Genomic DNA, 16,867 nt, shown 5'->3' with positions numbered 1-16,867 from the left:
TAGAAAAGGGGTGTCGATTTGAAAAAATTGATGACGGTTGTACTTGCAGGGCTAATGAGTTTATCTCTAGTTGCTTGTAAGCAGAAAGACTTAAATGAAGCTGTTGCAGATGTAAATGGGAAAAAAATAACTTTAGGACAGTATGAATTCATGCTAAAAATGAACAAAGATTCTGTAGAAGCTAATATAGGTGGAGCTGATAAATGGGAAGAAAAAGACCAGACAGGAGTTTCATACAAAGATAAATATAAAAGATTAGTACTAGATCAGATGATAAATGCAGAAGTTCTAGCTCAGGATGCAGAAAAAGAAGGATTAAAGCCAACAGATAAAGAAATACAGGCTTCTTATAACGATTTAAAAACTTTTGTTAATTCAAATGAAGATTTAAAAGGAGCAGCTAAAGAGCTAGGTGTAACTGATGAATTCTTAAAAGAACAGGCTAAATTAAGTTTATTAATACAGAAATCTCAGGAAAAATTCTATAAAGAAGAAAAAGTTACAGATGCTGAAATGAAAAAATACTATGATGAACATATAGACGAGTACAAAAAAGATGAGGTTGAAGCATCTCACATACTTATAAAAACTACAGATGACCAGAATAAACCTCTTCCAGAAGCAGACCAGAAAAAAGCTAAAGCTAAGGCTGAAAAAGTTTTAAAAGAAGTAAAAGCTGGTGGAGATTTTGCAGAACTTGCTAAAAAATATTCTGATGACCCAGGTAGTGCTGCACAGGGTGGAGCTTTAGGAGCATTTGGAAAAGGTATGATGGTTCCAGAGTTTGAAGCAGCGGCATTTGGTATGGAGCCAGGAGAAATATCAGACCTTGTAAAAACTGATTTTGGATACCATATAATAAAGGTAACAGATAGAATAAAAGAAACTACTAGCTTTGAAGAAGCTAAAGAAGGTATAAAAGAAGAGATAATAAAAAATAAATATGGTGAAAAAATAGCAGCACTTCAGAAAAAAGCTAAAATAGAAAAATTTGATAAAGTAATAGAATCTGCAGAATTTGTAGAAAAATAATATAATTTAAGAAGAATAATTTTTTAAAACACAATATAAACTGTTTTCTTGATAAAAAAATTGAGAAAACAGTTTATTTTTTTGTAAAAAATCGAATAAAAAATGTTTTAGAAAACTCTGAGAACGTTAGAAATTCAAAGAAATTAATGCGTAAACTTGAATATTTAACTTGAAATATGGTATAGTAAAATCTGTTATATAAAATAAAGATGGAGGAAAATTATGAGTAAAGATAAAACTAAAGACTCTTTCTTGAAAGGAGCACTTATTCTAGGGATAGCTGGTGTTGCCGTTAAAATAATCGGTGCATTCTTCAGAATACCTCTAGGAAATATGATAGGATCGACAGGGATGGGGTATTATCAGTCCGCCTATCCAGTATATACATTATTTTTAACGCTAGCTACAGCAGGATTCCCAACTGCGGTTGCGAAACTAGTTTCTGAAAAGTTAGCGATAGGAGATGAAAGAGGAGCGAACAAGGTATTTAAGGTATCTAGCAAGGTGCTTTTCATAACTGGTATAATTTCGTTCTGTATATTCTTCTTCGGTGCGGAATGGATAGTTACTAAATTTATAAAAAATCCAGATGCGCTAAATTCAATGAGAGCCATAGCTCCAGCCCTAATAATAGTACCTCTTATGTCAGCATATAGAGGATATTTCCAGGGTCAGAAAGATATGACTAAGATTGCCATATCTCAGATAGTAGAACAGATATTTAGAGTTGTTCTAGGTTTAGGACTAGCTTATATGCTTATGAAATCAGCTGGGCCAACTATGGGGGCAGCAGGTGCAATATCTGGGGCAGCTATAGGGGCTTTAGCATCAATAATTTACTTACTTGCTGCATTTGCAAGAGGTGCTAAAGACAGAAGAGAAAGATTAGAAAAAAGTAAAAGATTTGAAGAAGAAAGCTTTAGTATAATATTTAAAAACTTATTAGCTGTTGCAATTCCAATAACTATAGGGGCATCAGTTATGCCACTTGTAAATATGGTAGACAACGGTATAGTTATAAGAAGATTAATTGTTGCTGGATATAGCCTAAAAGAAGCAAACTCTATGTTTGGTCAGCTTACAGGTATGGCTATGTCTATAATAAACCTTCCAGCAGTTATAACTACTGCTATGAGTATGAGTTTAGTTCCATCTATATCTCAGGCTTATGCATTAGGAAACAAGGAAAAAGCTAGAAAAGATACACTAAGTGCTGTAAAAGTTACTTTAATAATAGTATTACCATGTGCGTTTGGTATGGCTTCACTTGCTGGACCAATAATGAAATTATTATTCCCAGCAGAACCTGCAACAGTAGGTACAATACTATTTACACTTACTCCTTGTGTAATATTCCTTGGATTAATACAGACATTAACAGGAATACTTCAGGGAATGGGTAAAGCTATAGTTCCAGTTATAGCTTTAATAGTTGGTATGACATTTAAAATAACTATAAGTTATACATTAACTGCAATACCTTCAATAAACGTACTTGGATCTGCAATAGGTACAGTAACTGCATATACAGTTGCAGCTATAATAAATATAGCTTTCGTTAAAAAAGCAATGGGCGTAAAATTCTCTAAGAGAGAATTCATAATAAAACCTTTAATAACTGTTATATCAATGTTTGCAGCTGTTAAGTTAGCATACTTTGTAACATCTCCAATGTTAGGAAATACAATAGCTACACTACTATCTATAATAGTAGGTGCTGTAGTATATGTTGTAGTTCTTTTAGGAATTGGGGCAATAACAGAGGAAGAAATAAAAACTATGCCTAAAGGCGATAAAATATATAAATTACTTAAAAAAGTTAGACTTATAAAATAAAACGATTATAAATTTATAAAGGGTGGTAGATTATGATAAAGATAGTTGGTTTAGGGCCTGGAGATTTATCTTTAATAAGTTATGGTGCAATAGAAGCTCTTAAAAATTCTAAAAAAGTATTTTTAAGAACAGAGAAACATCCTGTAGTAAAAGATCTTGAAAAATTGACAAAATTTGAATCACTAGACCATTTTTACAATGAAAATGATGACTTTGATGATGTTTATAGAAAAATATCTGAGTTTATAGTTGAAGAAGGTAAAAGTGAAGACGTGGTTTATGCTGTTCCTGGGCATCCTAGAGTTGCAGAAAAGACAGTAGATATGATTGAAAAATTAGCTGAAGAGAACAATATAGATGTAAATGTTGTGGCTTCAATGAGTTTTGTAGATGCTATGTTTGAAGCTTTAGCATTTGACCCTTCAAATGGATTTAGATTAGTAGATGCATTTGAAATGCAGACATCTTATATAGATACTGACATAAATCTAATAGTTACTCAGGTATACGATGAGTTTATAGCTTCAGAAGTTAAGTTATATCTTATGGATAGATACGACGATGAGCAAGAGGTTTATATTGTAAGAGGAGCTGGAATAAAGGGAGAAGAATTCATTAAAAAAGTTAGACTTTGTGAGTTAGACTGGGCTGAAAATGAATTCGATTACTTAACAAGCCTTTATGTTCCTAAGGTAGAAAATAAAAAATATAATACAGTTCACGATTTAGAGCTTATAATGGATAAATTAAGAGCTCCAGATGGATGTGATTGGGATAAGAAACAGACTCATGAATCTCTAAAGAATTCTGTTATTGAAGAAGCTTATGAGCTTTACAATGCAATCGAAAATGACGATATAGACGAGATGATAGAAGAATTAGGTGATGTACTTCTTCAGGTAATATTCCACTGCCAGATTGGTAAGGAAGAGGGAATGTTTGACCTAGGCGAAGTTGCTAATGGAATATGTACAAAGCTTATAACAAGACATCCGCATATATTTGGTGATGCAAATATAAATAGAGAAGAGTTTGAAAAAACTTGGGAAGAAATAAAGAAAAAAGAAAAAGGCGAAAGTACAATTACAGAGGGAATAAAGAGAATACCTGTTTATCTTCCTGCATTGATGAAAGCAGAAAAAGTACAGCATAAGGCTGCCTTAGTTGGCTTTGATTGGGATGATATATACGATGTATTTTCTAAGGTTGAAGAGGAATACGAAGAAGTAAGAGAAGCGTATGAACTTGATTTTGAAGGATTTGTTGCAGATGAATACCCTGAAAAGCTTAAAGAAATATCAGAATGTATAAATTCAGTTGACGATATAGAAAATAAAGAGTATGTTTTAGAAAAAATCAGAGAAGAAAATGCCGAATTGCTTGACGAATACCATAGAATAAAGATACAATACATAAAGGAAGAATTGGGAGATTTATTATTCTCAATAGTTAATCTTGCAAGATTCCTTGATGTCGATACAACAGAGGCTTTAAATACTACAACAGATAAATTTGTTAATAGATTTGGATTTGTAGAGGAAAAAATAATAGAATCTGGTAAGACTTTTGATGAAATGTCTCTTGAAGAAATGGATAAGTTTTGGGATCAGGCAAAGGAATTAGAAAGATAATACAATAAAAAGTAAAAATAAAGTAGATTTATAATAATCTACCAACAAATAATTATAAAAAAATAGATTAATAAAGCGTCTATCTATTGCAATTACAAGGTAGCTACGTTATTATTATAGAATAGCCTTTGATTTGAGGTAGTATAAAAATCGAATCCTAGAAGGAATATAATTAAGATACTAGGAGAACGATGAATATATAAATAAACTTAGGAGGTAGATACTGTGAATAAAGCTGAATTAGTATCAAAAATGGCAGAAAAAAGTGAGTTAACTAAAAAGGAAGCAGAAGCAGCATTAAATGCTTTTATGGAATCTGTTGAAGAAGCATTAGTTTCAGGGGAAAAAGTACAGTTAGTAGGATTCGGAACTTTCGAAACTAGAGATAGAGCCGCTAGACAGGGAAGAAACCCAAGAAACCCAGAAGAAGTTATAGATATACCAGCTTCTAAAGCTCCAGTATTCAAAGCTGGAAAAGGATTAAAAGATAAAGTTAATGCATAATAATACGCAATTATAATAGAAAGTGCAGCTTCTGCTGCACTTTTTGCGTATACGGAAAAATAAAAGATAAATTGATTTTTAAATTATTAAATACTATACAATGGGTATTGTATTTAAATTTATATAGACGAGGAGATTGATAAAATGAGATTAGACAAATTTCTTAAAGTTTCTAGAATAATAAAAAGAAGAACAGTAGCTAAAGAAGCCTGTGATAAAGGAATAGTTAAAATAAATGGAAAAGTAGCTAAATCATCTAGTGAAGTAAATATAGGAGATGAATTAGAAATAACATTTGGCGAAAAGGTAATGAAATTTAAAATAAATGAAATAAGAGAACATGTTTTAAAGAATGATGCTAAAGAGCTTTACGAGCAGATTAATTAATTTGTAAGGGGGAAGAAAATTGAAAATAGGTGCTATAGACATAGGAACAAATTCTATGAGACTTCTTACTACAGATTTAATAGACAATAAGCTTACTAACAGAAAAAAATATGTTAATACTACTCGAATAGGCCAAGGTGTCGATGAAAATGGCTTTATAACTGAAGAGGCTATGGAAAGAAATATAAACGCACTAAAAGAATACCACGATAAATGTTTAGATTACGGATGTGAAAAAATTTATTGTATGGGAACTTCTGCACTTAGAGATAGCAAAAATAGAAGTGAGTTTATAAAAAGAGCTAAGGATGAAGCCGGAATAGATGTAAATGTTGTAGACGGTGAAATAGAAGCTAAGCTTGGATTTTCTGGTGTTACAAATGGAATAGACAAAGAAGGCGATATTTTAGTTATAGATATAGGCGGAGGATCTACAGAGTTTATATTTGGAAATAAAGAAGGAATAGAAAGAAATGTAAGTATAAACATAGGAGCGCTTAGACTTACAGAAAAATACTTATCTGAAGGTTATAGTGATTCAGCTTTTTCTGATATGAGGGAGTTTATAAACGAGCAAATAAAAGATATAGTATCATATCTTAATGAAAAAGAAATAGAATGTGTTTGTGGAATAGGTGGAACTATAACATCTCTTTCTGCTGTAAATCAAAATCTAGAAGTATATTCTATGGAGAAAGTACATGGAAGTGTAATAACTAGAGAAGAAGTACAGAAAATGATGGATAAATTTGTTAGTTGCTCTGATGAGGAAAGAAAGCATATAAACGGACTACAACCTAAAAGGGCAGATATAATAGCTGCTGGAACAGAAATTTTAATATGTATAATGGACAATCTATCAAAAAAAGAGGTTGTAGTAAGTGAGTATGATAACTTAGAGGGTATTGCGTACTCAAGTATATTATAAATGATATACTTAATAAGCGATAGACTGTTAATAAATGGTTGATAAGTTAAAAGTTATCAACAAAATGTGTATAAATCTCTTGATAAATTGTTGATAAAAGTATAAAAAATGTTGATAAAATATGTTTTAAAAAAGAAATTTTGGGTAAAGTAAATAATTAAGCCTCAAAAAATAGAGGAATATTAGTAAAAATAACATGTGGATATGTTGATTGTTTTGTGGATAATATATAATATGCATTATTATATATAAGATAATATAATTAAGGTATATTGTATAAATAATATACTATATAATATGGATTTATTTGTATATTTATAGAGATTCTAAAAAATAAATAAAAATAAATCTATGTCATTAAGAAAATATGAATTTTTAATAAAAAAACGCATATAAGATGGCAAAATAAGTATATCAGTGTTAAAATATACAATGATACTTTATAGGATATTTTAAATAGACACTATTTATCAATGGAGGATAAGAATATGCAGAAAAAAGTAAGAAAAGCTGTTATACCAGCAGCGGGTCTTGGTACAAGATTCCTTCCTGCAACAAAAGCACAGCCGAAAGAAATGTTACCAATAGTTGATAAACCAACTTTACAGTATATAATAGAAGAAGCTGTGGCTTCTGGAATAGAAGAAATTCTTATAATAACAGGAAGAAATAAAAAATCAATAGAGGATCACTTTGACAAATCTGTTGAACTTGAATTAGAGCTTGAACACAAAGGAAAGACAGAATTACTAGAAATCGTTCAGAATATATCTAATATGATAAATATACACTACATAAGACAGAAAGAGCCAAAAGGTCTTGGAGATGCTGTGTACTGTGCTAGACACTTTATCGGTGATGAACCTTTTGCTGTAATGCTAGGAGATGATATAGTAGACAATAACGAACCATGCTTAAAACAGCTTATGGATGCTTATGATGAGTATAGAACTACTATATTAGGAGTACAGAAAGTAGCTAAGGAAGATACAAATAAATATGGTATAATAGATGCTAAATTTATAGAGGATAGAGTTTACAAAGTTAAAGACCTTGTTGAAAAACCTGATGCTGACAAAGCTCCATCTAACTTAGCTATACTAGGTAGATATATAATAACACCAGAAATATTCGATATACTTTCAGATTTACCCCCAGGAAAAGGTGATGAAATACAGCTTACAGACGCCTTAAAAGAATTATCTAAAAAAGAAGCTATGTATGCGTATGATTTTGAAGGAAAAAGATATGATGTAGGTGATAAATTAGGATTCCTTGAAGCAACTGTAGATTTTGCGCTAAAAAGAGAAGAGTTAAAAGATGGATTCCTTGATTATTTAAGAAAAGTGTGCAAAAAACACGATGAAGAACCTAAAAAAGTGGTAAAAACAAATACTAATAAATAATTATATAAATTAAAATATAATTTATTAATTTTAGAAATAAAAGGTGATAATATTGGCAAAAAAACAAAAGATGATGACAAAAGTAATAGCAATAGGTGCCGCTGGAGTAATGGTACTTACTAGTATAACAGTACTTTTATCTTTAATAGCTGGATTATAGTAGCTATTGAATAGGAGGTTTTAAGATTGAGTATAAATATGCAGCTAGAATCAAAAACTCTAAATGAGCTTAGAGAAACTGCTAAGGAAATGGGAATAAAATCAGTTACAAAATATAAAAAAATAGAGCTAATAGAAAAAATTCTAGAAAAAGTTAGAGAAGAAGGCTCTAAAAATGAAAGCATTGAATGTATAAATTTAGAAAAAAATACAAACGGTGTTGAAGAAAATAACAAAAATCAAAAAAATAATAATAACTATCAAAGACAAAACAATAAAGACAATAAAAACCTAGATGCAAAGTCAAAAGAAGACTATAGAACTCCTGAAGAGGACAAAGAAGATGCAGAGGGAGTTTTAGAAATATTACCAGATGGATTTGGATTTTTAAGAGGATCTAATTATTTATCTACAGAAAATGATGTTTATGTATCTCCATCACAGATAAGAAGATTTAATCTAAAGACAGGGGATAAAATAATGGGTATAACAAGAAGCCCTAAGAGTGGAGAAAAATTTAGAGCGCTTATATATGTAAAAAAAGTAAATGATGAAAATCCTGAAACATCTATAAGAAGAAGAAACTTCGAATTACTTACACCGATTTATCCTGAAGAAAAACTTACTCTTGAAACTACACAGAATAATATAGCTACTAGACTTATAGATCTTATATCTCCAATAGGAAAAGGTCAAAGAGGATTAATAGTTGCGCCACCTAAAGCTGGTAAAACAATGCTTTTAAAGAGTATAGCTAATAGCATAACTAAAAATCATCCAGACGTTGAGCTGATAGTTCTTTTAATTGATGAAAGACCAGAGGAAGTAACAGACATGAGAGAGTCTATAGAAGGGGATGTAATTTATTCTACCTTTGACCAGGTAGCAAGCCATCATGTTAAAGTTGCAGAAATGGTACTTAATAGAGCGGAAAGATTAGTTGAACATGGTAAGGATGTTGTGATATTATTAGATAGTATCACTAGATTAGCTAGAGCTTACAACCTAACTATTTCTCCAACAGGAAGAACACTTTCAGGAGGGTTAGATCCTGGTGCACTTCATGGGCCTAAAAAGTTCTTTGGTGCAGCTAGAAATATAAGACAGGGAGGTTCTTTAACCATACTTGGAACTGCACTTGTTGAAACAGGGTCTAGAATGGATGATGTAATATATGAAGAGTTTAAAGGAACTGGTAATATGGAGCTTCATCTTGATAGAAAACTAGCTGAAAAAAGAATATTCCCAGCAGTGGATATATACAAATCAGGAACTAGAAGAGAAGATTTACTTCTTACAGAAGAAGAAAAATCTACTCTATGGACACTGAGAAGACAAATGAGCAATGAATCTGTGCTAGAAGTTACAGATAAAGTGTTAGAATTGCTAAAAAGAACAAAAAATAATAGTGAATTCATAAGTATGTTAAAGTCATTATAAAATCTTCTTGAATCGTTTGTTTAATTATGATATAATGATGTAGTTGATATTGTAAAAGACAAGTTTACATACTTATTAAAAATAAAGAAAGAGGTGAAACAAATGAAAAAAGATATACAGCCAAACTACAAACCAGTTGAAGTTAGATGTGCATGTGGAAACACTTTCATAGCTGGATCAACTAAGGACGAAATAAGAGTTGAAATATGTTCAGAATGCCACCCATTCTACACTGGAAAACAGAAAAACATAGAAAAAGGTGGAAGAATCGACAAATTCAAAAAAAGATTCAACATGGAATAAGAAAAATAGACACATTAGCTATTATAAGGCAGGTGTTTATATGTTTTCAATTTATATTGAAGATATATAAACATCTGCCTTTTTTATTTGTGTTATAATTTAAAATACAAAAATAAAAAAAATAAAATAACTTATGTTATAATACATTAAGATATATTATAAAATAAGTTATATTATAAAAGGGGGGATTTCATGTCTTATAAAGCAGTAGGCGGACAGGCAGTAATTGAAGGTGTCATGATGCAAGGCGATAAAAAGAAAGCTGTAGCAGTTAGAACACCAGACGGAGAAATAAAAGTAAAAACAGAGAGAATAAATAGTTGGGTTAGAAATAAACATATAGATAAGATACCTTTTTTAAGGGGGATGTTCATACTTTTTGAAACTATGATAGATGGTATGAAGAGTTTAAATTATTCTTCTGATATTTATATGGAAGAAACAGGAGAAGAGGAAGAAGATGCTATAGATAGATTTATTAAAAAAATGTTTGGAGATAAGGCAAATGATGTTTTAATAATGGTATCTATGGTAATAGCAGTGATATTATCTGTTGGACTGTTTGTAATGCTTCCAACATTTGCTGGTGGATTTTTTGCTAAATTTATTAATAATGATGTTGTACTTAACCTTATAGAAGGGGTTATAAGGATTTTAATACTATTTGCTTATATTTACGCTATATCTAAAAATAAAGATATAGAAAGGGTATATCAGTATCATGGAGCAGAGCACAAAAGTATACACTGTTATGAAAGTGGAAAAGAGCTTACAGTAGAAAATGCTAGAGAATTTAAAAGATTACATCCTAGATGTGGGACAAACTTCTTATTTATAGTAATGGCTACTTCTATAATACTATTTGCCTTCTTTGGATGGCCAAACCCACTTATGAGAATACTTATGAGAATAGTATGTATACCTGTAGTAGCTGGAATAGCTTATGAAATAATAAGGATACTTGGGAAATACGATAATGCTTTTACAAGAATGATAGCTTATCCTGGTATGATGTTACAGTATTTAACTACAAAAGAGCCAGATGATGAGCAGCTAGAAGTTGCAATTGCTTCATTAAAGGCTGTGTTATAAAAGCATATATTACAAACAGAATATGTTTATAAAAATTAAAAAAGGTGATTCGATGACGATAAGAGATATTATTATAAAATATACAGATGAGTTTGCGGATATAAGTGATAGCCCAAGATTAGATGTCGAAGTAATGCTTATGAAAGTTCTTGGAGATGTCGATAAATTATATCTACACATGAATCTGAATAAAGAAATAGACGAGGATAAATTAACTGAATTTAAAAAAATGGCAGAGGACAGAAAATCAGGTAGACCAGTTGCATATATAGTGGGAAATAGAGAATTTATGGGACTCGATTTTTATGTACAGGAAGGTGTCTTAATTCCTAGACCTGATACTGAAACATTGGTTGATGAGATTATAAACATCTGCTCAGCAAAAGAATACAAAGAAAAAGATAGAATAGATATACTAGATATAGGAACGGGATCTGGAGCTATTACAGTAAGTTTGGCTTACTATATAAAGAATAGCTTTTTAAAATCATTTGATATATCTGATATAGCGCTTGAAATAGGTGCTAAAAATGCAAAATCTAATGGAGTAGATGATAGAACTGAATTTATAAAATCAGATGTATTTTCTGCATTGGAAGGAGAAGGGGAGATATTAGATATAATTGTATCTAATCCTCCATACATAAGAAAAGATGTAATACCTACACTTCACACACAGGTTAAGGACTACGAGCCGTATAATGCCTTAGAAGGTGGAGATGATGGTTTAGATTTTTATAGAAGTATAACTGAAGGGTCTGTAAAATATTTAAAAAAAGGTGGAATACTTGCCTATGAAGTAGGACATGACCAGGCAGAAGATGTTTCTAATATAATGAAAAGTTATGGATACGAAAAAATATATACAAAGAAGGATTTACCAGGTATTGATAGAGTTGTTATAGGCACAAAACTATGATATAATGATAAATTGACGGAATACGAGAATAATTGACGAGGTGAATATATAAATGCTTAAAAAACTAGGTGTATTAGAGGATACATATAAAGATTTAACAGAAAAAATATCTGATCCAGAAATAATAAACGATCAGAAAGTTTGGCAGAAATACATGAAAGAACATGCAGATTTAGAGCCAATTATAATGAAATACAGAGAATATAAAGCTGTATTAGATGCTATAGCTGAATCAAAAGAAATACTTCAGGAAGAATCAGATGAAGAATTAAGAGAATTAGCTAAAATGGAATTATCTGATATGGAAAGTCAGGTAGAACCATTAGAAGAAGAATTAAAACTACTTCTTGTACCAAAGGACCCTAACGATGAAAAGAACGTTATAGTCGAAATAAGAGGTGGAGCTGGTGGAGACGAAGCAGCTCTATTCGCAGGAGACTTATTAAGAATGTACTCAAGATATGCAGAAAGAAAAGGATGGAAAGTATCTATGCTAAGTTCAAATGAAACTGGTGTTGGTGGATACAAAGAGGTTTCATTTATGATAAAAGGTAAAGGTGCATATTCTAGATTAAAATATGAATCAGGAGTCCATAGAGTTCAGAGAATACCTTCTACTGAATCAGGAGGAAGAATACATACTTCTACAGCTACAGTTGCCGTATTACCAGAGGTAGAAGATGTTGAAGTAGAAATAAATGACAATGATATAAGAATAGACGTTTTCAGAGCTTCTGGAAACGGTGGACAGTGTGTCAATACTACTGACTCTGCAGTAAGAATAACACATCTTCCAACAGGAGAAGTTGTATCATGTCAGGACGAAAAATCACAGCTTAAAAATAAAGAAAAAGCTATGAAAGTTTTAAAAGCTAGATTATACGATAGAGCTCTTGCAGATCAGCAGAAAGAAATATCAGCAGAAAGAAAGAGCCAGGTTGGTACAGGAGATAGATCTGAAAGAATAAGAACTTACAACTTCCCTCAGGGAAGAATAAGTGACCACAGAATAAATCTTACTCTATACAAATTAGATTCATTCCTTGATGGCGACATAGATGAAATGATAGATGCTTTAATAACAGTTGACCAGACTGAAAAAATGACTGCTATAAACTAATTTAAAGTAGAATTATCATAGATTAGATTTAGTATAAAAATGAATGAGAAAGTGTCTTATTATTGAATTGAATTCGAGGATAAGACACTTTTTTAAATACTTTTTAATTGTGTTTAGAGAAAATAGAGGAGGCGCAGGGATTTTGATTTTAAAAATCACTCTAATTGGTTTAATTGTAGGAGTAATTGGTACAGGAATAGGAGGAGTTCTTGCTGTATTATTCAATGAAAAAGCTTCAAAATATATGAGCTTTTTTATGGGATTATCTGGAGGAATAATGCTTTCACTGGTTATGTTTGATTTGGTTGAGGAAGCTATTGAAAGCATAGGGATTTTGTACGCGGTTATATTGATACTCTTAGGAGCTTTAGTTACAAAAATTCTTAAGGAAAGAGTTAAAATCAATGGAGAAAATTCATCTGGATATTTAATGCTTATGAGTATAATAATGCATAATTTACCAGAAGGACTTGCAATAGGTACTACCTTTTTAGCAGAACCAAAACGGGGAATTGCTATGGCAGCTGCAATAGGTATGCATAATTTACCAGAAGGATTGGCACTTGCACTTGGATTTATATGCAACAAGGCAAGTGGTAAAAGAGCTGTTATAATGTCTATGATAGCTGGACTTCCAATAGCTATCGGGTGTTTTATAGGTTCTAGTTTTGGAGAAATTTTTTCTGCAATTACAGGAGTACTACTTTCTATCGCAGCAGGTATGATGTTGTATGTAGTTATGGACGAGATGATTCCAGAATCTAAGAGTATTTATACTATAATAGGGGTAATATGTGGAATCATGATAGTAAAATCTATAGCTTAAAAAGTATGTATTAATAGTGAAATCTATAGTCTAGTTATAGAAAATATTGTATATTATTTATAACTAGATTATAGAAAAATATTCAATAGAGAGTTGGTGGATTTATGGAAACAGTTATAAAGAAAATAGATGAAAATAATATAGATATAGATATAATCAAAGAAATGGCCGAGAAAATTAGAAATGGAGAAACTGTTATATTTCCAACTGAGACAGTATATGGATTAGGTGCAAATGCAATGGACGAAAATGCAACTAAAAAAATATATGAAGCTAAAGGGCGTCCAAGTGATAACCCCCTTATAGTTCATATAGCGGATGTTGAAGAAGTTGATAAGATAGCTTTAGAAGTAGGTGAAAAAGCTAGAAAAGCTATGGATGAATTTTGGCCGGGTCCACTTACTATAATACTTAAGAAGAAGGAAATTGTTCCAAATGTTACCAGTGGAGGACTTTCAACAGTAGCAATTAGAATGCCTTCAAACAAAATTGCTAATGCACTTATAAGAGAATCTAAAACTCAAATAGCTGCACCATCAGCTAATATATCTGGTAGACCATCACCAACAAAGGCGGAACATGTTGTTAAGGAGATGAGTGGAAGGGTTTCTGGAATAATTATGGGAGGAGACTGCGACTTTGGATTAGAGTCTACAGTTGTAGATTTTAGTGAAGATAAACCTATGATACTTAGACCTGGAAGTATTACAAAAGAAATGCTTGAAGAAGTACTTGGAGATGTTAGTATAGATCCGTCTTTAAGTAAAAAAGAAGATAATATAAAGGCAAAGGCTCCAGGTATGAAGTATAAACACTACTCACCAAATGCACAGGTATATATAGTAAAAGGTGAAGAAAATAATGTAATTGTAAAAATGAATGAATTATCTAAAAAAAATCATGCAGAAAATAAAAAGACAGGAATAATGTGCATGAGCAAAGATGTAGATAAATTTGAATGCGATTATATTGTAGATTTAGGTAAAGATTATGATGAAGTAGCATCAAATCTTTTTGATGCACTTATAAAAATGGACGAAGCAAAAATGGATATAGTTTATTCAGTATGCTTTGAAAGTTGTGGTGTTGGACAGGCAATAATGAATAGACTTTTAAAATCTGCTGGATACAGAATAATCAATGCAGATTAATGTATATAATATAAACTCTTTAACTAGTTTCTAATGTACTATAAAATAGATTAATGTTATAATATAATAGATAAGTCCTTAATAGGACGTAAAATTTATAAAATTTACATCGAGACGGAGGATTTTAAAATGAAAATAGCATTAGCTTGTGACCACGGTGGATATGATTTAAAAATGACTATAATAGCTCACCTTGAAAAAAGAGGGATAGAAGTAATGGATCTTGGAACTAACAACGCAACAGATTCAGTAAACTACCCAGAATATGGAGAAGCTGCAGCACTTAAAGTTGCTAACGGAGAAGCAGACTGCGGAATATTAGTATGTGGAACAGGAATAGGTATATCTTTAGCAGCTAATAAAGTTCCTGGAATAAGATGTGCTGTTGTAAGTGATACTTTCTCAGCTAGAATGACTAAAGCTCATAACAATGCAAACATGCTTGCAATGGGTGGAAGAGTAGTTGGACCAGGTCTTGCTCTTGATATAGTAGATGCATACCTTGATACAGAATTCGAAGGTGGAAGACATCAGACTAGAGTAGATATGTTAATGGATATAGAAAAAAAATACACAAAATAAATCCATTTTGATTTAGAGATAACTACTGCCTTTTTATAATTTATATAAAAGGGCAGTTTTTTTATAAAAATTTTTTATAAAATCATTATATTAAAAAATAATAAAGATTTATTATTTAAAGATTATAATTGCTTAAAAAGGAGTGATTTACAATGAGACCTTCATGGGACGAATATTTCATGGAAATTGCAGAGGTAGTAAAGAAAAGATCTACATGTATAAGAAGACAGGTCGGAGCTATAATTGTAAAAGACAAACAGATACTTACTACAGGATATAACGGAGCGCCCAAAAATTTAGAGCATTGTCAAAATATTGGATGTAAAAGAGAACAGATGCACATACCATCTGGAGAAAGACATGAGCTTTGTAGAGCGTTACATGCAGAACAGAATGCTATAATACAGGCTGCTTACAATGGAGTTAGTATAAAAGATGCAACTTTATACGTAACTACTAGACCATGTGTACTATGTGCAAAGATGTGTATAAATGCTGGAATTAAAAAAATAATATACAAAGGAGATTATCCAGACGATTTATCAACACAATTATTAGAAGAAGCAGGAGTAGAGATGATAAAATATCCTGAAGAGATATAAGAGAATACATATAAGATAATCCCGAAAAATTATGTTAAGTAGTTTTTTGGGGTTATTTTTTTTATTTAAACATAAGAAAAGCTTATCAAAAGACCTTTGATGGATATGAAATTAAAGGAAAAAGTTTTTTACAGGCGTTGCAATAACTAGCATAGACAGTTGAGTATGTGAAAAAACTTAGAGCAAGAAGAATTTAAATTGAAATTTTGTAAAAAGGACAAAATAAGGTTGATAACTTTAAAAAAATATTCTATAATGAGTTAGTTTTTAAAAATATACAAAATACAAAGGTAAAAATCATGCATCTTTCAAATTATTCAGATATTGACTTAATTAAAAAAGATAGCTTTATTGTAAAAAATCAATAGTTTAAATTAATAATAAACAAAATTTTAATTTATTATTTTAAAAAAATGGATAAAAATAAATAATACACTGTGTTACTTATCCCATTATTAGGGTATAATTGATTAATATGATGAAAAAATAATTTCAAAAAAAGGGATGTGATCTGATGGACCCAAATGTAAAGAGTCAGATTAAAGCTGTTGTAAAAGGAATAATTATTTTTGACATAGTTGTTATTATAGCTTTACTGATATGTTCCAAATTATCTCTAGATAGAGATAGTATTATGGGTAGTGTTTTGAATTTAGATGTTGCAGCTGTTCTAGGACTAGTAATAGGAAGTGCAGCTTCAATATTTAATTTTTGTATGCTTGCATCATCTACAGAGAATATGGTGAATCAAGCAGGTAAAACAATGGTTCAATTAAAATTTGCGGGAGGATATTTCCTTAGATTCGCAATATATGCAGTAGTTTTACTACTAGCAGCTAAATTGGACTTTTTAAGTATGGTTACTGCTGCGCTAGGACTTTTGAGTACACAAATAGTCTTATTGGCACAGAAGTTGACAGCTATTTTTTCGAGAAAGGAGGCATAATGG

General features: G+C 30.9%; 17 protein-coding genes. All 17 read left to right on the top strand.

Going from position 1 to position 16,867, the window contains the following annotated elements; genetic code table 11:
• The first annotated feature begins 18 nt into the window (after positions 1-18).
• The 17 genes from ACK2WO_RS01250 to ACK2WO_RS01170 all read left to right on the top strand — a co-directional run bounded on the left by ACK2WO_RS01250 (position 19) and on the right by ACK2WO_RS01170 (position 16,864).
• Positions 19-1,032 carry a peptidylprolyl isomerase gene (locus ACK2WO_RS01250; RefSeq protein ID WP_414698173.1) on the top strand — a complete coding sequence of 338 codons (1,014 nt, stop codon included), beginning with the start codon at positions 19-21 and terminating at the stop codon, positions 1,030-1,032.
• Between the two features lie 222 nt (positions 1,033-1,254).
• A complete protein-coding gene (locus ACK2WO_RS01245; protein ID WP_414698172.1) occupies positions 1,255-2,868 on the top strand; it encodes a putative polysaccharide biosynthesis protein in 1,614 nt (537 codons plus the stop codon).
• A 32-nt stretch (positions 2,869-2,900) separates the two neighbouring features.
• Positions 2,901-4,499 (top strand): nucleoside triphosphate pyrophosphohydrolase, encoded by a 1,599-nt coding sequence (gene mazG / locus ACK2WO_RS01240; protein ID WP_414698171.1) that lies wholly within the window; start codon positions 2,901-2,903, stop codon positions 4,497-4,499.
• A gap of 225 nt (positions 4,500-4,724) precedes the next feature.
• Positions 4,725-5,003, top strand: coding sequence for an HU family DNA-binding protein (locus tag ACK2WO_RS01235; protein ID WP_178411531.1), 279 nt, complete (start codon positions 4,725-4,727; stop codon positions 5,001-5,003).
• Between the two features lie 144 nt (positions 5,004-5,147).
• On the top strand, positions 5,148-5,390 hold the full coding sequence (locus ACK2WO_RS01230) for an RNA-binding S4 domain-containing protein (protein WP_178411532.1): 243 nt from the start codon (positions 5,148-5,150) through the stop codon (positions 5,388-5,390).
• Between the two features lie 19 nt (positions 5,391-5,409).
• A complete protein-coding gene (locus tag ACK2WO_RS01225; RefSeq protein WP_414698170.1) occupies positions 5,410-6,318 on the top strand; it encodes a Ppx/GppA family phosphatase in 909 nt (302 codons plus the stop codon).
• A 488-nt stretch (positions 6,319-6,806) separates the two neighbouring features.
• Positions 6,807-7,724 (top strand): UTP--glucose-1-phosphate uridylyltransferase GalU, encoded by a 918-nt coding sequence (gene galU, locus ACK2WO_RS01220; protein ID WP_178411534.1) that lies wholly within the window; start codon positions 6,807-6,809, stop codon positions 7,722-7,724.
• Between the two features lie 198 nt (positions 7,725-7,922).
• Complete coding sequence (gene rho / locus ACK2WO_RS01215) at positions 7,923-9,323, top strand: transcription termination factor Rho (protein WP_178411540.1); 1,401 nt, start codon at positions 7,923-7,925, stop codon at positions 9,321-9,323.
• Positions 9,324-9,425: 102 nt separating this feature from the next.
• Positions 9,426-9,626 carry a 50S ribosomal protein L31 gene (gene rpmE, locus ACK2WO_RS01210; RefSeq protein WP_040410747.1) on the top strand — a complete coding sequence of 67 codons (201 nt, stop codon included), beginning with the start codon at positions 9,426-9,428 and terminating at the stop codon, positions 9,624-9,626.
• 192 nt (positions 9,627-9,818) lie between these two features.
• Positions 9,819-10,718, top strand: a complete 900-nt coding sequence (locus ACK2WO_RS01205; protein WP_414698169.1) for a DUF1385 domain-containing protein — start codon at positions 9,819-9,821, stop codon at positions 10,716-10,718.
• Positions 10,719-10,770: 52 nt separating this feature from the next.
• Complete coding sequence (gene prmC, locus ACK2WO_RS01200) at positions 10,771-11,637, top strand: peptide chain release factor N(5)-glutamine methyltransferase (RefSeq protein ID WP_414698168.1); 867 nt, start codon at positions 10,771-10,773, stop codon at positions 11,635-11,637.
• Between the two features lie 52 nt (positions 11,638-11,689).
• The gene (gene prfA, locus ACK2WO_RS01195; protein WP_006441172.1) at positions 11,690-12,757 is read left to right on the top strand and encodes a peptide chain release factor 1; all 1,068 of its coding nucleotides are present in this window, start codon (positions 11,690-11,692) and stop codon (positions 12,755-12,757) included.
• Between the two features lie 142 nt (positions 12,758-12,899).
• A complete protein-coding gene (locus tag ACK2WO_RS01190) occupies positions 12,900-13,583 on the top strand; it encodes a ZIP family metal transporter (protein ID WP_414698167.1) in 684 nt (227 codons plus the stop codon).
• 104 nt (positions 13,584-13,687) lie between these two features.
• Positions 13,688-14,734: an L-threonylcarbamoyladenylate synthase gene (locus tag ACK2WO_RS01185; RefSeq protein WP_414698166.1), complete on the top strand. Its 1,047-nt coding sequence runs from the start codon at positions 13,688-13,690 to the stop codon at positions 14,732-14,734.
• A gap of 129 nt (positions 14,735-14,863) precedes the next feature.
• Entirely contained in the window at positions 14,864-15,316 is a 453-nt protein-coding gene (gene rpiB / locus ACK2WO_RS01180) for a ribose 5-phosphate isomerase B (protein ID WP_270839822.1), read from the top strand.
• A gap of 152 nt (positions 15,317-15,468) precedes the next feature.
• Positions 15,469-15,918 (top strand): deoxycytidylate deaminase, encoded by a 450-nt coding sequence (locus ACK2WO_RS01175; RefSeq protein ID WP_414698165.1) that lies wholly within the window; start codon positions 15,469-15,471, stop codon positions 15,916-15,918.
• Between the two features lie 514 nt (positions 15,919-16,432).
• The gene (locus ACK2WO_RS01170) at positions 16,433-16,864 is read left to right on the top strand and encodes an ATP synthase subunit I (RefSeq protein WP_414698164.1); all 432 of its coding nucleotides are present in this window, start codon (positions 16,433-16,435) and stop codon (positions 16,862-16,864) included.
• The last annotated feature ends 3 nt before the right edge of the window (positions 16,865-16,867 follow it).

The organism is Peptacetobacter sp. AB845, assembly GCF_047528295.1.
Lineage (GTDB): Bacteria > Bacillota > Clostridia > Peptostreptococcales > Peptostreptococcaceae > Peptacetobacter.
Note: the sequence above shows the minus strand (reverse complement) of the source record. Positions and strands in the feature narration are given on the sequence as shown.